Annotated in this window: 17 protein-coding genes; all 17 read right to left on the reverse strand. The window is 73.6% G+C overall.

What is annotated here, in order from left to right; all coding sequences use genetic code 11:
• Nucleotides 1–276 carry a flagellar biosynthesis protein FliQ gene (gene fliQ / locus ACWAT2_RS07595; RefSeq protein WP_402372825.1) on the reverse strand — a complete coding sequence of 92 codons (276 nt, stop codon included), beginning with the start codon at nt 274–276 and terminating at the stop codon, nt 1–3.
• A gap of 2 nt (nt 277–278) precedes the next feature.
• On the reverse strand, nt 279–1133 hold the full coding sequence (gene fliP, locus ACWAT2_RS07600) for a flagellar type III secretion system pore protein FliP (protein WP_402372828.1): 855 nt from the start codon (nt 1131–1133) through the stop codon (nt 279–281).
• Nucleotides 1130–1657, reverse strand: a complete 528-nt coding sequence (locus ACWAT2_RS07605) for a FliO/MopB family protein (protein ID WP_402372830.1) — start codon at nt 1655–1657, stop codon at nt 1130–1132. The genes fliP and ACWAT2_RS07605 overlap by 4 nt, the downstream gene beginning before the upstream one ends.
• Nucleotides 1658–1662: 5 nt before the next feature.
• Complete coding sequence (locus ACWAT2_RS07610; protein WP_402372833.1) at nt 1663–2364, reverse strand: FliM/FliN family flagellar motor switch protein; 702 nt, start codon at nt 2362–2364, stop codon at nt 1663–1665.
• A 3-nt stretch (nt 2365–2367) separates the two neighbouring features.
• Nucleotides 2368–3264 carry a flagellar motor switch protein FliM gene (locus tag ACWAT2_RS07615; protein ID WP_402372835.1) on the reverse strand — a complete coding sequence of 299 codons (897 nt, stop codon included), beginning with the start codon at nt 3262–3264 and terminating at the stop codon, nt 2368–2370.
• A 68-nt stretch (nt 3265–3332) separates the two neighbouring features.
• Nucleotides 3333–4163: an OmpA/MotB family protein gene (locus ACWAT2_RS07620; RefSeq protein ID WP_402372837.1), complete on the reverse strand. Its 831-nt coding sequence runs from the start codon at nt 4161–4163 to the stop codon at nt 3333–3335.
• A complete protein-coding gene (locus ACWAT2_RS07625; RefSeq protein WP_402372840.1) occupies nt 4163–4936 on the reverse strand; it encodes a motility protein A in 774 nt (257 codons plus the stop codon). The genes ACWAT2_RS07620 and ACWAT2_RS07625 overlap by 1 nt, the downstream gene beginning before the upstream one ends.
• 3 nt (nt 4937–4939) lie before the next feature.
• The gene (locus ACWAT2_RS07630) at nt 4940–5278 is read right to left on the reverse strand and encodes a flagellar FlbD family protein (protein ID WP_402372843.1); all 339 of its coding nucleotides are present in this window, start codon (nt 5276–5278) and stop codon (nt 4940–4942) included.
• Between the two features lie 72 nt (nt 5279–5350).
• Entirely contained in the window at nt 5351–6532 is a 1182-nt protein-coding gene (locus tag ACWAT2_RS07635) for a flagellar hook protein FlgE (protein WP_402372846.1), read from the reverse strand.
• Nucleotides 6533–6547: 15 nt separating this feature from the next.
• A complete protein-coding gene (locus ACWAT2_RS07640; protein ID WP_402372848.1) occupies nt 6548–7129 on the reverse strand; it encodes a flagellar hook capping FlgD N-terminal domain-containing protein in 582 nt (193 codons plus the stop codon).
• Nucleotides 7130–7141: 12 nt separating this feature from the next.
• Nucleotides 7142–8761, reverse strand: coding sequence for a flagellar hook-length control protein FliK (locus ACWAT2_RS07645; RefSeq protein WP_402372851.1), 1620 nt, complete (start codon nt 8759–8761; stop codon nt 7142–7144).
• A gap of 11 nt (nt 8762–8772) precedes the next feature.
• Nucleotides 8773–9444, reverse strand: coding sequence for a C40 family peptidase (locus ACWAT2_RS07650; RefSeq protein WP_402372956.1), 672 nt, complete (start codon nt 9442–9444; stop codon nt 8773–8775).
• A 2-nt stretch (nt 9445–9446) separates the two neighbouring features.
• The gene (gene fliJ / locus ACWAT2_RS07655; protein ID WP_402372853.1) at nt 9447–9884 is read right to left on the reverse strand and encodes a flagellar export protein FliJ; all 438 of its coding nucleotides are present in this window, start codon (nt 9882–9884) and stop codon (nt 9447–9449) included.
• On the reverse strand, nt 9884–11266 hold the full coding sequence (locus ACWAT2_RS07660; protein ID WP_402372855.1) for a FliI/YscN family ATPase: 1383 nt from the start codon (nt 11264–11266) through the stop codon (nt 9884–9886). Before ACWAT2_RS07660 ends, fliJ begins: the two co-directional genes overlap by 1 nt.
• A complete protein-coding gene (locus ACWAT2_RS07665) occupies nt 11263–11916 on the reverse strand; it encodes a FliH/SctL family protein (RefSeq protein ID WP_402372858.1) in 654 nt (217 codons plus the stop codon). The genes ACWAT2_RS07660 and ACWAT2_RS07665 overlap by 4 nt, the downstream gene beginning before the upstream one ends.
• Nucleotides 11906–13000 carry a flagellar motor switch protein FliG gene (gene fliG / locus ACWAT2_RS07670; RefSeq protein WP_402372860.1) on the reverse strand — a complete coding sequence of 365 codons (1095 nt, stop codon included), beginning with the start codon at nt 12998–13000 and terminating at the stop codon, nt 11906–11908. Before fliG ends, ACWAT2_RS07665 begins: the two co-directional genes overlap by 11 nt.
• Before the next feature lie 3 nt (nt 13001–13003).
• A complete protein-coding gene (fliF, locus tag ACWAT2_RS07675) occupies nt 13004–14623 on the reverse strand; it encodes a flagellar basal-body MS-ring/collar protein FliF (protein WP_402372863.1) in 1620 nt (539 codons plus the stop codon).
• Nucleotide 14624 lies beyond the last annotated feature (1 nt).

Below are 14624 nucleotides of genomic sequence, written 5' to 3' on the forward strand. Positions count from 1 at the left end.
TCAGCCGCCGCCGAGCAGCGAGGGGATCTGCTCGAACATGGCGTGGGTGAACGACACCATCTCGCCGATCATCCAGTTGCCGCAGATGATGAGCGCCACGGCCACGGCCGCGGCCTTGGGCACGAACGAGAGGGTGATCTCCTGGATCTGGGTGACGGACTGCACCAGCGAGATGGCGAAGCCCACGACGAGCGACGTGATGAGCACCGGTGCAGCCAGCTTGGCGGCCATGGTGAGCGCCAGGGTGGCGATGTCGATGACGGCGTTGGTCTCCATCGTCAGCTCACCCCGTAGGTGCTGATGAGCGTCGTGGTGATGAGCCCCCAGCCGTCGACGAGGACGAACAGGAGCAGCTTGAACGGCAGCGAGATCATCGTGGGCGGCAGCATCATCATGCCCATGCTCATCAGGGCGGCCGAGACGACGAGGTCGATGACGAGGAACGGCACGAACACGACGAAGCCGATGATGAAGGCGGCCCGCAGCTCGGAGATGAGGAACGCCGGTACGAGCGTCGTCATGGGCACGACGTCGGGGTTCGCCGGGTTGTCGAGGTCCGCGGCCCGGGTCATGAGGGCCAGGTCCTCCTCCCGGGTGTGCGCGAGCATGAACTCGCGCAGGGGGGCCGCGCCGGCGTCGAGCGCGTCGGCGAACGTCATGCCGCCGTCGAGGTAGGGCTGCACGGCGACGTCGTTGATCTGGCCGATCACCGGCCACATCACGAACATCGACAAGAAGAGCGCCAGCCCGGCGAGGACCATGTTCGGGGGCACCGTGGCGGTGCCCAGCGCGTTCCGGGTCAGTGCGAGGACGACGAAGATCTTGGTGAACGACGTCATCATCAGCAGCAGCGTCGGCGCGAGCGACAGCAGGGTGATGCCGACGAGGGTGACGAGGGAGGACGAGGGTTCGCCGTTCGGTCCGTTGATATCTACCGACACGCTGCTGCCGGCGTCCTGAGGGTCTGCCGGGTCCGTGGGCGCGGTCGGCGGGGTCGGGTCGACGGGCGCGGCCCCCGCCGCGGGGGCGAACAGGACCGCCGCGAGCACGACGACGAGGGCGATCAGCACCACGAGGGCAGGGCCTCGCAGCCGCCGCGCCAGGGGCGCGGAGGGCGTGGTGGAAGCGGTCATCTCCGGCCCGCCCACACGGTCAGGGCCGAGCGGCGCCACGTGGCGGGCGCGAGGAACGTCCGCAGTGCGTCGGCCAGCGCGGGGCGTGGGATCGCGACGTCCGCCTCACGGGGTGTGTCGTGCGTGTCGTCGCCGGGCACGTCGACGACGTCCTGCTGGGGCGCGACGCGCGTGCGGACCAGCCAGCGCTGCGCGGCCGTCACGGCGTCGTCGAACAGCGGCTCGGCCGGCACGGCGGAGGACGCCGTCTCGGTGACGGCCGCGTCCACCGCGGGAGCGTCCTGCCGGTCGATCAGCGTCACGGAGGACTCGGTGACCCCGAGCAGGTACTGCGTGCCGCCCGCCTGGAGCAGCACGGCGGCGCTCTTGCCGGTCAGGCCCTGGCGGGCGACGACGGCGAGCTGCGCCCCGGAGGCCTTCGCCGTGCTCCGTGACCCTTTGCCGGCGATCCGGTAGGACAGCCACAGGAGCCCGAACACGACGACCAGCGAGAACGCGACCCGCAGCACGGTGACGAGGTCCATGCCGGTCAGTCGTCCGCGTCGAGGAGGGTGGTGATCCGCACGCCGTAGTCGCCGCCGTCGACGACGACGACCTCGCCCTTGGCGATGGTGCGGCCGTTGAGCTGGACGTCGGCGGGCGCGCCGGCTGAGCGGTCGAGCTCGACGACGACGCCCGGCTCGAGGCCGAGCACGTCGCGCACGGCCATCCGGGTGCGCCCCACGACGACCTCGAGGCGCATCTGGACGTTGGAGATGCGGGCGAGCCGGTTGTCGGGCACGACGGCGTCGCGGGCCGTGGACACGGAGCGGCGCGTGCGCACGGCGAACCAGCCGGCCGGCCCGTCGTTTCCGGCGAGCTCGAAGACCACGGACGCCTCGTCGGCGAGCAGCTCGGTGGCGTCGCCCGACCACACCTCGGTGAGCACACCGGGGCCGGTCGTGGCGCCCGCCGCCTCGAGGGCCGGGCGCAGGACGTCGGTGACCTCCACGGGCCCGGCCTCGGACGCGTCGGCGAGCGACGCCTGGTCGATCAGCACGAGAGCCAGGTCGGTGCCCGCCCCGCCGACGTACGTAGCGAGGACGGTGGCGGCACCCTCCGGGACGGCCGGGGCAGGTCCGCGCTGCACGGCACGCAGCGGTGCAGGGGTGGGGACGAGCGCGACCAGTGCGGCCGCGGCCTGGTTGGCGGCGTCGACGGCGGAACGGTCGGGGCTGATGGCGGTGCTCATGGGTCAGTTCTCCTCGATGGTGACGATGCGGCAGGCGAGACGGGAGCCGGACGAGCCGGCCGCGCCGTGCGCCAGGACGTGGCCGTCGACGACGACGTCGAGCGCGCGGGACTGCGGGTGCGGCAGGTGGACGACGTCCCCGACAGCGAGCTCGATGACCTCACCGGGCGTCATGGCCGCGCCGGCGAGCCGGACGTCGACGTCGACGAGGGACCGCGAGACGTGCTTGCGCGCACGGAGGGCGGCGTCGGCGGGGTCCTCGGCCGGGTTCGCCTCGCCGAGGTTCGACATGAGGGCGACGGCCGGCAGCGCGAGCGTCGCGCGGCACATGCGCTCGCCCACCCGCAGCTGGAAGTCGGCGACGATCATGAGCTCGGCGGTCGGTGCCGCCTGCGCGAGCTGGGAGTTGTGCTGGATCGAGGAGATCTGCAGCGGCCCGTCGAGCAGCCGACCGAGCGCGTGGCGCAGGTCGCGCAGCGTCTCGTGGACCAGCGTCGTCACGAGCGCCCGCTCGATCTCGGTGAACTTGCGGTCGATCTGCGGGATGCTGGGCCCCGCACCGAGCATGTGCGCGATCCACATCAGCGCGTCGGTGTGCGGAAACTGCAGGACGGCGCGCGGTGCGACGCCCTCGAGCTCGCACACGACGAACGTCGTGGTGACCGGCAGCTCGGCGACGTAGTCCTCGTAGGTGCGCATGGTCACCGACGTGAGGGTGGCTTGCGACACGACCCTCACACGCGCCGTCAGCTGGGTGCCCCACTGGCGCGCGAAGCTCTCGAACCCCATCTCGAGGACGCGGTGGTGCTCGCGCACGAGCGTGGTCGGTCGGCGGAAGTCGTAGACCTCGACCTTGCGTGGGGGGGCTGATCCTGCGGATCTGACAGTTGTCGGGCTCACGTGACTTTCCTATGCGCGTCACCCGGCATGAGCCTGCACGCGACGCGCGACCCCGAGGTCCGCCCTGGTCAGCTCTCCGCGGAGCCTCCCTCGGCGCCGCGGAGGATACCCGGGATGAGCGCACGCACGGCCTCCGGCTCGGCCGACAGCACGACGACGTCGACACGACGGTTGGCGGCGAGCGACTTCGCGTCCTTGCCCGGGACGAGCGGGCGGGCGGAGCCGTAGCCGACGGCGGCGACCTGCTCGTTCTCGACGGAGTTCATGGCGACGAGGTGACGGAGCACGGCCGTGGCGCGCGCCGCGGACAGCTCCCAGTTCGTCGGGTACACGGAGCGGCGCAGTGCGACCTCGTCAGCGTGCCCCTCGATGCGGACCTGGTACGACGTCGGCTCCAGGACCGGGCCGACGACCTTGAGCACCCTGCGCGCGTCGGCGGTGAGCTCGGCGCTGGACGAGGAGAAGAAGGTGTCGGCGGACACGAGCCGCACGGTGAGGCCGCGCTCGTCGATGTCGAAGCGGACGTCGTCGGACATGCCGCGGTCCGCGAGGTCGTCGGACATCGCGTCGCGCAGCGCGGTGAGGTTCGCGACCTCGGCCTTGGCGCGCTCGAGGTCGGCGTCGGCCTGCGACATGGCCTCTTCCGGCGTCTTCGCCGGGCTGCCCACCCGCGCCTCGACGACATCGGCGTCGGCGACGGTGCCGAAGCCCGCCGCGAGGGACGACTTGAGCTCCTGGTACTTGCTCTGGTCGACCGAGCTCATGGCGAACAGGACGATGAACAGGCACATCAGCACCGTGACCATGTCCATGTACGACACCATCCAGCGGCCGCTGCCGCTGCTGTCATGACCGTCGCCGCCGCCGGCCGACGTGCGCCCGTGCCTGCGCCGCGCCATCAGGCGGCCTCGTCGAGCGGAACGGCACCCTCGGGGACCATCGTGCGCAGCCGCTCGTCGATGATGCGGGCGCGCGTGCCCGCCTGGATCGACATGTACCCCTCGAGCAGCACGTTCAGCCGCTCGATCTCGAGGTCGGAGATCCGCTTGAGCTTGGCGCCCAGCGGAAGCCAGATGAAGTTGGCCGACATGATGCCCCACAGGGTCGCGATGAACGCCGCAGCGATCATCGGGCCCAGCGTCGACGGGTCGGACAGGTTCTCCAGCACGTGCGTCAGGGACACGACCGTGCCGATGATGCCGATGGTCGGGGCGTATCCGCCGATGGCGTTGACGAACCCGTACGCGACGCCGTCCTGGCGAGCCTTCGTCTCGATCCGCTCCTCGAGCAGGGTGCGCAGCTGGTCGGCGTCCGCCCCGTCGGCCAGCGACTGCAGGGCGCTGCGCTCGAACGGGTCGTCGGTCTTCTGCGACTCCGCCTCGAGGGCGAGCAGGCCGCCGTCGTTCTGGACGACCTCCGCGGCACGCACGACGTCGACGATCGCTGCGCCCGGCTGGGCCGGCTTGCCGGTGAACGCCCGGGGCAGCGCCCTGCCTGCGGCGATCGCGTCCTTCAGGGTGCCGGACGCGAGCGCCGCGGCGATGCTGCCCCCGACGACGAGGATGATCGGCGCGGGCAGCAGGAGCGACGTGAGGTGCGCGCCCTCGAGCATCACCATCGCGACGAGCGAGCCGAACGCGATGACGATGCCGATGATGGTTGCGGGGTCCATGGCCTACTTCGTCCTCGGTGCGTTGAACGGGTTCGCGGCAGCCGGGTCGGAGCTGCCGGGTGCGCCCTCGGTCGTGTCGCGGATCGCGGGCACGGCCGAGAGGCCGGGGCGGGTGGTGTCGGCCGGGAGGTGACCGCCGGTCTCGGGCAGAGCACGTGCCAGCGCGAGCACGCGGGCCTTGTGCTCCTCGACCAGGCGGATCACCTCCTCCATCGGCTCGGTCACGATGTAGCGCGAGCCGTCGACCAACGTCACCCGGGTGTCCGGATTGGTCTCGACGCGCGCCACGAGGTCGGCGTTGATCGCGATGCGCTCCGCGCTGAAGCGCGTGAGAACGATCATGGGGGCCTCCTGCGGGCGGGGTCGGACTGTCGGTGGTCGGTCGGTCAGGCGCTCGGTCGGTCAGGCGCCCGGTCAGCGCTTGAGGTTGACGAGCTCGGTCAGGACCTCGTCGGCCGTGGTGATGACACGGGAGTTCGCCTGGAAGCCGCGCTGCGACACGATGAGGTTCGTGAACTCCTGCGAGAGGTCCACGTTCGACATCTCGAGCGCGCCCGAGGTGATCCCGCCCAGCCCCTGGCCGCCCGGGGCGCCCACGACGACGTCGCCGGCGTTCTGCGTCGCGGAGTACAGCGAGCCGCCGGCCTTCTCCAGGCCGCCCGGGTTGGTGAAGGCCGCGAGCGCGACCTGCCCGAGCACCTCCGTGGTGCCGTTCGAGTAGCGGCCCACGATCGAACCGTCCCCGGAGACCGAGTAGCTGGTGAGCGAGCCGGCGGCGCGACCGTCGGAGTCCTCCACCGCGATGTTCGACAGCTCGGCGTACGACGTGACACCTGCGAGGTCCACGTCGATGCCACCGACCGCGAGGGTCCCGCCACCGGTGAGCCGGCCGTTCGTGAAGGTGAGGCCCTCCGGGCCGGCGAGCGCCGCGCCCGTCTCGCCGTCCTGCGCGCGGACGGACCAGCCGTTCGTCGTCGCGGTGAAGACGAGGGACAGGCGGCTCGCACCACCACGGGCGTCGAAGACCTCGACGTCGCGCACGAGCTCGGTGCCGTCGGCGGCGTCCGACGGCAGGTTGCCGCCGAGGCCCACCCTGGTCGTGGCCTGCGGCTGGACGACGTCGCCCACCGGGATCGTGAGCGGGCCGACCGGGCTGCCCGGGTTGATCTGTCCGTCGACGGCGGTCCACCCCTGGACCATGTCGCCGTCGGCGTTCACCAGGCGGCCGTTGCCGTCGAAGTTGAACGCACCGTTGCGGGTGTAGAACTCCTGCCCGCCGCGCTCGACGACGAAGAACCCGTCGCCGTCGATCATGAGGTCGGTCGGCACGCCCGTGGTCTGGGCGGCGCCCTGGGTGAACTGGGTGGTCACAGCGCTGGTGGTCACGCCCAGGCCGACCTGTGCCGGGTTGGTGCCGCCGGCCTGGTCGCCGGGGGCGGTGCCCGCCGCGACGAGCTGTGACAGCGTGTCCTGGAACTGGGTGCGCGAGGACTTGAAGCCGGTCGTGTTGACGTTGGCGATGTTGTTGCCCGTGACGTCCAGCATGGTCTGGTGGGCGCGCAGGCCGGAGATCCCGGTGTTGAGAGAGCGGAGCACGATGGTCCTTTCGGGTCAGGCGGCGTCGCCGCTGCCGGAGCTGTCGGTGGCGCCGTCCGTGGCAGCCGGGCTGTCGGCGGCGTCCGTGCCGTCCGTGGTGCTGTCCGCCGTGCCGCCCAGGTGGGCGACCGCGGAGACCTGGTCGAGGTCGACCGTGGTGCCGTCGACGGTCACGGTGGGGACCCCGGCGCGGTACGAGACCGCCGTGGCGGTGCCCGTGTGCTCCACGCCGTCGGCGTCGAGGTAGGACACCCGCTGGCCGAGCAGGTCGGCCGCGGCGCTGCGCATCTGCAGCGCGAACGACTCCTGCTGGCGCAGGTTCGTCTCCTCGACGAGCTGGCTCATCGAGGTGAGCGCCTCCATCATCGCCAGCGAGGTCGTCTGGGAGACGATCTCGCCGGTGTCCATGGAGCTGGCCGGGTCCTGGTTGCGCAGCTGGGTGACCAGCAGCTCGAGGAACAGCTCGGAGTCGTACTCCTGCTTCGGCGTGCGGGTGGCCTGCGTCGAGGTCGTCGACGAGGCCCCCCAGGCGTCCCCGGTGGCGGGGACGGACCCGTACACGGGGGTGGACGTTGCTGCGGACACGGCGTCTGGCACGTCGCTCCTTCCTCAGACGAGGACGTCGAGGCGCCGGGTGGCGCCGATCGTCCCGTCCTTCACTGTCGGCTGGTCGGTGGTGTCGGTGGTGGACGGATCCGGACCGGTCCCGGGGGCGGCCGTGCCCGAGGCCCGGTCGCCTCCCCGTCCGTGGGTGTCGCCCGGCGCCTGGCGTCCTGCGCCAGAGCCGTCGGCCTGCGGCCCGCCCTGGCCGGTCGTGGACGGCGTGTCCGACGACGAGACGGTCAGCGTCGCCGTGGGCGCGATGCCCGCGAGGTCGCGGCGGAGGTCGGCGGTGAGCCCGCGCAGGGCCTCCCGGCCGGTGTCGTGCGGCGCGAACAGCTCGATGCGCACGTCCGCCCCGGAGATGTGGGCACGCACGGTCACCGGTCCGAGGTTCTCGGGCGTGACCGACAGCGTGAGCACGTGGTCGCCGTCGCCCGCCGCGAGGAGCTGGAACGTCGGCCCGCTCACCTGGGTGCGCAGCGGCACGGGCGGCTGCTGCGGCGCGAGGGCCGGCGCGGGGGCGGCCGGCGTGACGGCGGACGACGTCGGGACGGCAGGCGCCTGGACCGGTGCCGCGGCGGCCTGGTCCACCAGGGCGGCAGGCGCGGCAGCGCCCCGGGCGGCGGGCAGCGCCTCGGCTCCTCCCGCGGCGCGGGCACCTGCGACCACCGGCGCGCTCGCGGCGGGGGCAGGGCCGGACAGACTGGCCGTGAGGGTGGGGGTCGACGGCGGCGCGGCGGTCGGGCCGGCCGCCGAGGTGGGTCCCACCGCCGGCGTCGCCGGGGGCCGGGGGTCCGGGCCGACAGGCCCGGCCGTCGGGAGCGGCGCCGAGGACCGGCGGCCCGACTCGGCCGGTGCGACCGACGCGGCCGGTGCGACCGACTCCTGGGCTGCCGGGGCGGAGGGCGTCGACCCGTCGTGCGCGGCCGGTGCGACCGACTCCTGGGCTGCCGGGGCCGAGGGCGTCGACCCGTCGGGCGCGGCCGGAAGCCCCGCCGGGGACACAGCCGCCGCCCGGCCCGGCTCGGCCGATCCAGCCGGTGCCTGAGCCACCGCGGCCGTCCCGGTCGCCAGGCCGGAAGCCTGGGCGGACCCGGCCGACGCGGAGGCGTCGGAGGCCGGCCCGGCGGGCTCGGTCGACGACAGGGACGGCAGCACGGTGCCTGCGACCGTGTCGTCCGCCGGCACGTCGCCCGTGGGCGGGTGGTCCGCAGGCTGGTGGCCCGCAGGCACGGAACCCCGCGGGCTTGTGGCGGCGTCCGCCACGGTGCCCTCGGGCAGCGCACCCTCCGCGCCGCTCACCGCGCCGAGGAGACGGCCGGCTCCGGGGAGCGCGCCGTCAGGCGTCGCGGGCGAGACCGGCAGCGGCAGGGCCCCGGCCTCGGCCGGTACCGCGAGGGCAGTTGCACGCGCACCGGTGTCGGCGTCGCCGGACATGCCCGTGCCGGAGCCCTGGCCCTTGCCCCGGGCGGGAGCCGCGGCGTCGTCCTGGCCCGCGGCGCTCGCCAGGGCTCGTCGGAAGTCGTCGGACCGGACGCCGGCGTGCTCGCCGCCCGCCGCCGGACGGTGACGGGCCGGTGCGGCCACACCGGTGAACGGCGCGCCGGTGGAGGTCGTCGGTGTCATGGGTCGGCGCCTCAGTCGACGATGCGTCGGATGGTGGTGACGCGGTCGTCGGTGATGCTCGCGATCTCGACGGTCTTGCCCGGCCGCGGCGAGTGGATCATCTGCCCGTCGCCCAGGTAGATGCCGACGTGCTTGCCGCCCCGCTGGATGATGAGGTCGCCGGCGCGGGCCTCGGCCAGCGACCTGACGGTGGTGCCCTCGCCCATCTGGTCGCGGGCGACGCGCGGCAGGTCGATGCCGTGCCGCGAGTAGCTGAGGTGCACCAGGCCGGAGCAGTCGAGGCCGCCCTCGGCGAGCGACTCGCCGCCCCACACGTACGGGGTGCCGAGGTACTCCTTCGCGGTCTCCACGATCGCCCGCCCCTTGGCGGCGCCGGCGTCGGTCGACGCCGGGGTGCTCGTCGCGCTCCCGCTGCCCGTCGTCGTCGGGGCGCCCGCCAGCAGCCCGCCCAGGGGCTGGGTGCCGGTGGTGCCCGCTGCCGTGGCGCCGGAGAGCTGGCCCGCGATCCTCGTGACGTCCGTGCCGGTGGCGGCAGCCAGCGCCGACGCGAACTGGGTGGCGTTCTGCTGCGTCGTCGCCGACGTGGCGGCGCTCGTCGTCGCGGTGGTTCGCCCCGCGGCGACGTCCTGGAGCGTGGCGATCTGGGTGCGGATCTCGCCGACCCTGGTCAGCGCGTCGGTCATGCTCACGGTCCTGTGGTCCTTCCTGGTGTCCGGTGCCAGGCCGACGAGGCGACCTCGTCGAGCGCGGCCTGCTCCGCGCGGCCCTCGGCGAGGGCGGCGGCGCGGTCGTGCCGTTCCTGGAGCTTTTCCAGCCCCATGGCCTCGCTGCGGGCCTGCTGCAGCGCGGTGCGTGCCTCGTCCACGGTCTGCGCCTTGAGGCGCACCTCGGACTCGAGCACGGAATACATGGCGCTCGCGGCGGCTCGCGACGCGGCCAGGGCCGCGAGCGACGCGGTGCTGCCCGCCCCTTCCGGTGCGCCGTCGACGTAGGCGGCGAGACCGCCCGCCCGCTCGAGGGCGCCGTCGAGCTCCGCGCCGGCGCCCGCCAGCCGCAGCTTCGCCTGGTCCTCCGTGAGCTTGCGCAGGCGCAGCACGCCTGCAAGCCGGAACGTGGTCGCCATCAGGCCTCCTCCCCAGCCAATGCTTCGGCGAGCCGCGTCAGCCGCGACCACGCCTCGGGTGCCGGCGTCTGGTCCGTCATCGCCTGCTGCAGGAAGCCGTTGATCGCGGCCTCGTGCTCCAGCGCGGCGTCGACGAGCCGGTCCGTGCCGGACTTGTAGGCGCCGATGTCGAGGACGTCTTGCGCCTTGCGCCGGGCGGCGAGCACCTTGCGCAGCGTCAGGGCCACGGATCGCTGCTCCGCCGTCGTGACGCGCGACGCGACGCGCGAGATCGACCCGAGCGGGTCGACTGCCGGATAGTGGCCGGTGACCGCGATCGCGCGGTCCAGCACGACGTGCCCGTCCAGGATGGAGCGCGCCTGGTCGGCGACGGGCTCGTTGTGGTCGTCGCCGTCGACCAGGACCGTGTAGATCCCGGTGACGGAGCCGGTGCTACCGGTGCCGGCTCGCTCCAGCAGGCTCGCCATGAGCGAGAACGTCGACGGCGGGTAGCCGCGCGTCGCCGGCGGCTCACCCACGGACAGCCCGATCTCCCGCTGGGCCATGGACACGCGGGTCAGGGAGTCCATCATGAGGACGACGTGCTTGCCCGCGTCCCGGAACGACTCCGCGATCCGGGTCGCGGTGAGCGCGGCCCGGCGGCGCATCATCGCCGGCTCGTCGGAGGTGGCGACGACCACGACGGAACGCGCGAGGCCTTCGGGGCCCAGGTCGTCCTCGAGGAACTCCCGCACCTCGCGACCGCGCTCGCCCACGAGGGCGATGACGGAGACCTCCGCGTCGGTGCCGCGCGCGACCATCGACAGCAGGGACGACTTGCCGACGCCGGACCCTGCGAACAGGCCGATGCGCTGGCCGCGACCCAGCGTGGTGAGCGTGTCGAGCACGCGGACGCCGGTCGTCAGCGGGGTGTCGATGCGGGCGCGGTCCATCGCCGAGGGTGCCTCGTTGTCGACCGGGACGCGGGCGCCGCTGTCGAGCGGGCCCAGGCCGTCGACGGGGCGCCCGAGCGCGTCGATCACCCGCCCGAACAGTCCGCGCCCGGTCGGCACGACCACGCCGCTGCCGCTCGTGTGCACGGGATCACCGGCACCGACCCCGGACAGCCGTCCGAGGGGCATGCAGCGCGCCCGCCCCTCAGCGGTGGCCACGACCTCCGCGTCCACCACGTGCGGGGCGGAGCCCACCTGCACCAGGTCACCGATCGCGCAGCGCAGCCCCGCGACCTCGATGCTCAGCCCGACCGCCGACGTGACGACCCCCACCCGTTCAGGGCGGGCGGCCGACAGCAGCGCGGCGAACGCGCGCGACCGGGTCCGCGACGGCACCCCCTCGGCGCTCCGGTGGGCGGCGGTGCCGGTGGCCGTCGTCGTGGCGGTCATGAGGCACGTCCGGCGGGGTCGCTCCGCTCGTCCAGCGCGGCGCGGGCCCGCTCGACGGCGGTGTGCACGCGGGCGTCGAGGAAGCCCTGTTCGAGCTCGGCCACGGCGTCGCCGGGGCGCAGCGTCCGGTCGGGCACGAGCGGCACGTCGACGCCCGTCTCGGCCAGCAGACGCACGTCGTCCGGGTGCAGGCGCACCGCCACGACGGCGCCCTGCGGGTCGGAGGTCGCCCGGGCCAGGGCCGCGTGCGCGGCGTGGGGACGGTCGGCGAGGTGTACCCCGACGATCGCCTCGGCCAGGTCGAGGGCGCCCGCCAGCACGGCGGACTGCGCCTCGGCGACGACCGGCACCGTCCGCGCACCGAGGGAGCGGACCGCCTCGTCGAGCAGCTGCCGCGCGCGCGCGGTGCGCTCCGTGTGCTCCGCGGCACGCCGCTCGTCCTGCGCGGTGAGCCTGACGCGGAGCGCGGCAGCCTCCTCCCGCGCGGCGCGGGCACCGGCGGCGTACCCCTGCGCGTACCCGCGGGCGGAGGCCGAGGCCTCCAGCCGAGCGAGGTGCGTGCCGGGCAGGACCGGGGCCACCTGCGGCACGAAGGTGCTGGTGGTCGGCTGGTCCGCCGCCCGGTGGGCGGCGACGAAGTCAGTAGACAAGCTCGTCCTCCTCCGTGCGGTGGATCGTGATCTTGTCCTCGGCCTCGAGGTTGCGGACGATGCGCACGATGTCGGCGCGCGCCTCCTCGACCTGGCTCATGCGCACGCCGCCGAGGCCCGCGGTCTCCTCCTCGAGGAGGGCGCGGTTGCGCTCCGAGATGTTCGCCGTGATCGTGTCGACGACCCGGCGGCTCGTGCCCTTCATGGCGAGCGCGAGCACGGCCATCTCCACGCCGCGCAGGATGGTCTGGACGTCGCGCGCGTCGAACGAGGCGATGTCCTCGAACGTGAGCATGCGTGAACGGACCTCCTCGGCGAGCTGCGGGTCGCGGGCCTCCAGCCCGTCCAGCAGCGCCTTCTCGGTCACCGCGTCGGACCGGTTGATGATGTCCACCAGCGGCTGGACGCCGCCGACGGTCTCGGCCGGCTGTCGCGGCGCGATGCTGGCGCCCATCCGGGTACGGAACTGCTCGGAGACGAGCTTCACCGCGTCCGGGGACGCCGTGCCCATCGTGGCGAGCGCCTGGGCGACGTCGGTGCGATAGTCCTCCCCGAGGCTGGCCAGCACCCCCGACGCGACGTGCGACCCGAGGTGGGCGAGCACCAGGGCGACGGTCTGCGGGTGCTCGCCGTCGAGCAGCGAGACGATCTGCCCCGGCTCGGTCCCGTCCAAGTACTCGAACGCCTTGCCCTGCATGCTCGTCACCAGTCGGTCCACGACCTCGGCAGCCCGGTCGGTCCCCAGGGACGCCTCGAGCAGCCCGACGGCGAGGTCCTTGCCCCCACGCGGGCGCGGGTTGCCGGACAGCGCCATGTCGTAGAACTCGTCGAGCGCCGCGACGGCGAGCGACTCGTCCACGACCTGGGTGCGCATGATCTCCGCCGCCACCTCGCCGGCCTCGTCCTCGGAGAACAGCGACATGATCGTCGCGGCGTGCTCCTGGTTCATCTGCATGAGCACGAGGGCGACCTTCTGGACGCCTGTCATCGCCGCGATCCGGCGCAGCTGGTCCGGCGTCGGGCTGGTCGTGCCGACCGCGGGAAGCACGGTCGTCGCGTCGGCGGGAACGGTCGTGACGCTCATCGGTCAGACCCCCGCACGGTTGTCGGTGAGGAGACCACGCAGGTACTCCGCGGTCTTGTCCGGGTCGGTCGCGGCGAGCGCGTCCACCTCGGCGCGGCGCTGGTCCACGTCCGTCATGCGGGACACCGGGGGCTGGATGGCGGGACGCGGGGGCGTGGGCGGCAGCTCGGGCGCCGGCTCAGCACCCACGGGCAGGCCCGGCAGGTCGTCGGCGCCGCTCGCGAGCGCGAGAGCATCCGGGTCGACCGACTCGCGCCGCTCCCGACGCTCGCGGCGCTTGCGGTTGCGCAGCAGGCCCACGACGGTCAGCAGCAGGAGGACGAGCACGACGCCTCCGATCACCAGGTTGCGCACCAGCGCCTCCTGGCGCTCGGCCGCCGCGGCGGCGTCGGCCTCGGCGAGCGCCGCCTGGGCCTCGTCCGCCGCGCTGGTGTCGAACGGCAGGATCTCGACCTCGACCGCGTCCCCGCGCTCGGGGTCCAGGCCCGCCGCGGTCGACACCAGGGCGGTGACCGCCGCGGTGTCGAGCCCGCCGGCCGCGTCCGCGTCCACCGCGACAGAGACGTGCTGCCGCGTCAGCGTGCCCGCGGGAGTGGTCGTGGTCTCGGTGACCTTGTCGACGGCGTTGTTGCGGGTCGCCTCCTCGGACGTGTAGTTGCTGTCCGCGCCGCCGCCGTCGGGGACGGCGATGTTGTCGGGGCCGAGCACGCCCGCGGTGCCCCCGCCGCCACCTGTGTAGCCCTCGGTGCTGGTCGACTCGCTGAGCACCGGGTCCCCCTCGGGGGAGGTGAACGTCTCGGCGAGCCGCTCCGAGCTCGACTGGTCGATCTCGGCGGTGACGGCCACGGTCGAGTTGCCGGCACCGACGACGCGGTCGAGCATCGCCTGGACCTGGCCGCCGACCCTGTCCTCGTACTCCGCGGACTGCGTGCCCGAGGACTGCGTCCCGACTCCGACCTCCGAGAGCACCTCGCCGTTCGCGTCCACGACGGCGACGTCGGTGGGCGCCATACCGTCGATCGAGGCCGACACGAGGTGGACGATCGCCTCGACGTCGTCCGTCTCGACCTGCTTGCCGTGCTCGGGCTGGACGAACACGGACGCCGTCGGCTCGCCCTTCTCGTCGACGAAGACCGTCTCCTCGGGGACCGCGAGCTGCACGGTGGCAGTACGCACGACGTCCATCGCGGAGATCGTGCGCGCCAGCTCACCCTCGAGGGCGCGCTTGTACGTGACGTCCTGCTGGAACTCGCTGGAGGTGACACCCATCTCGTCGAGCAGGGAGTAGCCCCCGGCGGGCTCCTCGGCGGGCAGACCCGCCGAGGCCGCCGCGAGGCGCTGGTCGTAGACCTGCTCCTCGGGCACCATGACGGTGGCGCCGCCGTCGGCCAGCTCGTACGGGACGCCGGCGGACTGCAGCTGCTCGACCATCGCCGCGGCGTCCGCGCTCGACAGCCCGGAGTACAGCGGGGAGTAGCTGGGACGCGCCATCCAGGCCACCAGCGCCACCACCGCGACCGCGAGGATGGCCAGGGCGAGCACAGCGAGCGTCCGCTGCGCGATGGTGAAGTCGCGGACGGCCCCGAAGGCGCGACCCAGCGACGACTTGATCTTCTCGGGCATG

The sequence above is a fragment of the Isoptericola sp. GX10416 genome (assembly GCF_056590155.1).

Excerpts from the sequence above, each read along its gene's own strand:
- fliQ (WP_402372825.1), bottom strand. The coding sequence starts at position 276 with ATGGAGACCAACGCCGTCATCGACATCGCCACCCTGGCGCTCACCATG.
- fliP (WP_402372828.1), bottom strand. The coding sequence starts at position 1,133 with ATGACCGCTTCCACCACGCCCTCCGCGCCCCTGGCGCGGCGGCTGCGA.
- ACWAT2_RS07605 (WP_402372830.1), bottom strand. The coding sequence starts at position 1,657 with ATGGACCTCGTCACCGTGCTGCGGGTCGCGTTCTCGCTGGTCGTCGTG.
- ACWAT2_RS07610 (WP_402372833.1), bottom strand. The coding sequence starts at position 2,364 with ATGAGCACCGCCATCAGCCCCGACCGTTCCGCCGTCGACGCCGCCAAC.
- ACWAT2_RS07620 (WP_402372837.1), bottom strand. The coding sequence starts at position 4,163 with ATGGCGCGGCGCAGGCACGGGCGCACGTCGGCCGGCGGCGGCGACGGT.
- ACWAT2_RS07625 (WP_402372840.1), bottom strand. The coding sequence starts at position 4,936 with ATGGACCCCGCAACCATCATCGGCATCGTCATCGCGTTCGGCTCGCTC.
- ACWAT2_RS07630 (WP_402372843.1), bottom strand. The coding sequence starts at position 5,278 with ATGATCGTTCTCACGCGCTTCAGCGCGGAGCGCATCGCGATCAACGCC.
- ACWAT2_RS07645 (WP_402372851.1), bottom strand. The coding sequence starts at position 8,761 with ATGACACCGACGACCTCCACCGGCGCGCCGTTCACCGGTGTGGCCGCA.
- ACWAT2_RS07650 (WP_402372956.1), bottom strand. The coding sequence starts at position 9,444 with ATGACCGACGCGCTGACCAGGGTCGGCGAGATCCGCACCCAGATCGCC.
- fliJ (WP_402372853.1), bottom strand. The coding sequence starts at position 9,884 with ATGGCGACCACGTTCCGGCTTGCAGGCGTGCTGCGCCTGCGCAAGCTC.
- ACWAT2_RS07660 (WP_402372855.1), bottom strand. The coding sequence starts at position 11,266 with ATGACCGCCACGACGACGGCCACCGGCACCGCCGCCCACCGGAGCGCC.
- fliG (WP_402372860.1), bottom strand. The coding sequence starts at position 13,000 with ATGAGCGTCACGACCGTTCCCGCCGACGCGACGACCGTGCTTCCCGCG.
- fliF (WP_402372863.1), bottom strand. The coding sequence starts at position 14,623 with ATGCCCGAGAAGATCAAGTCGTCGCTGGGTCGCGCCTTCGGGGCCGTC.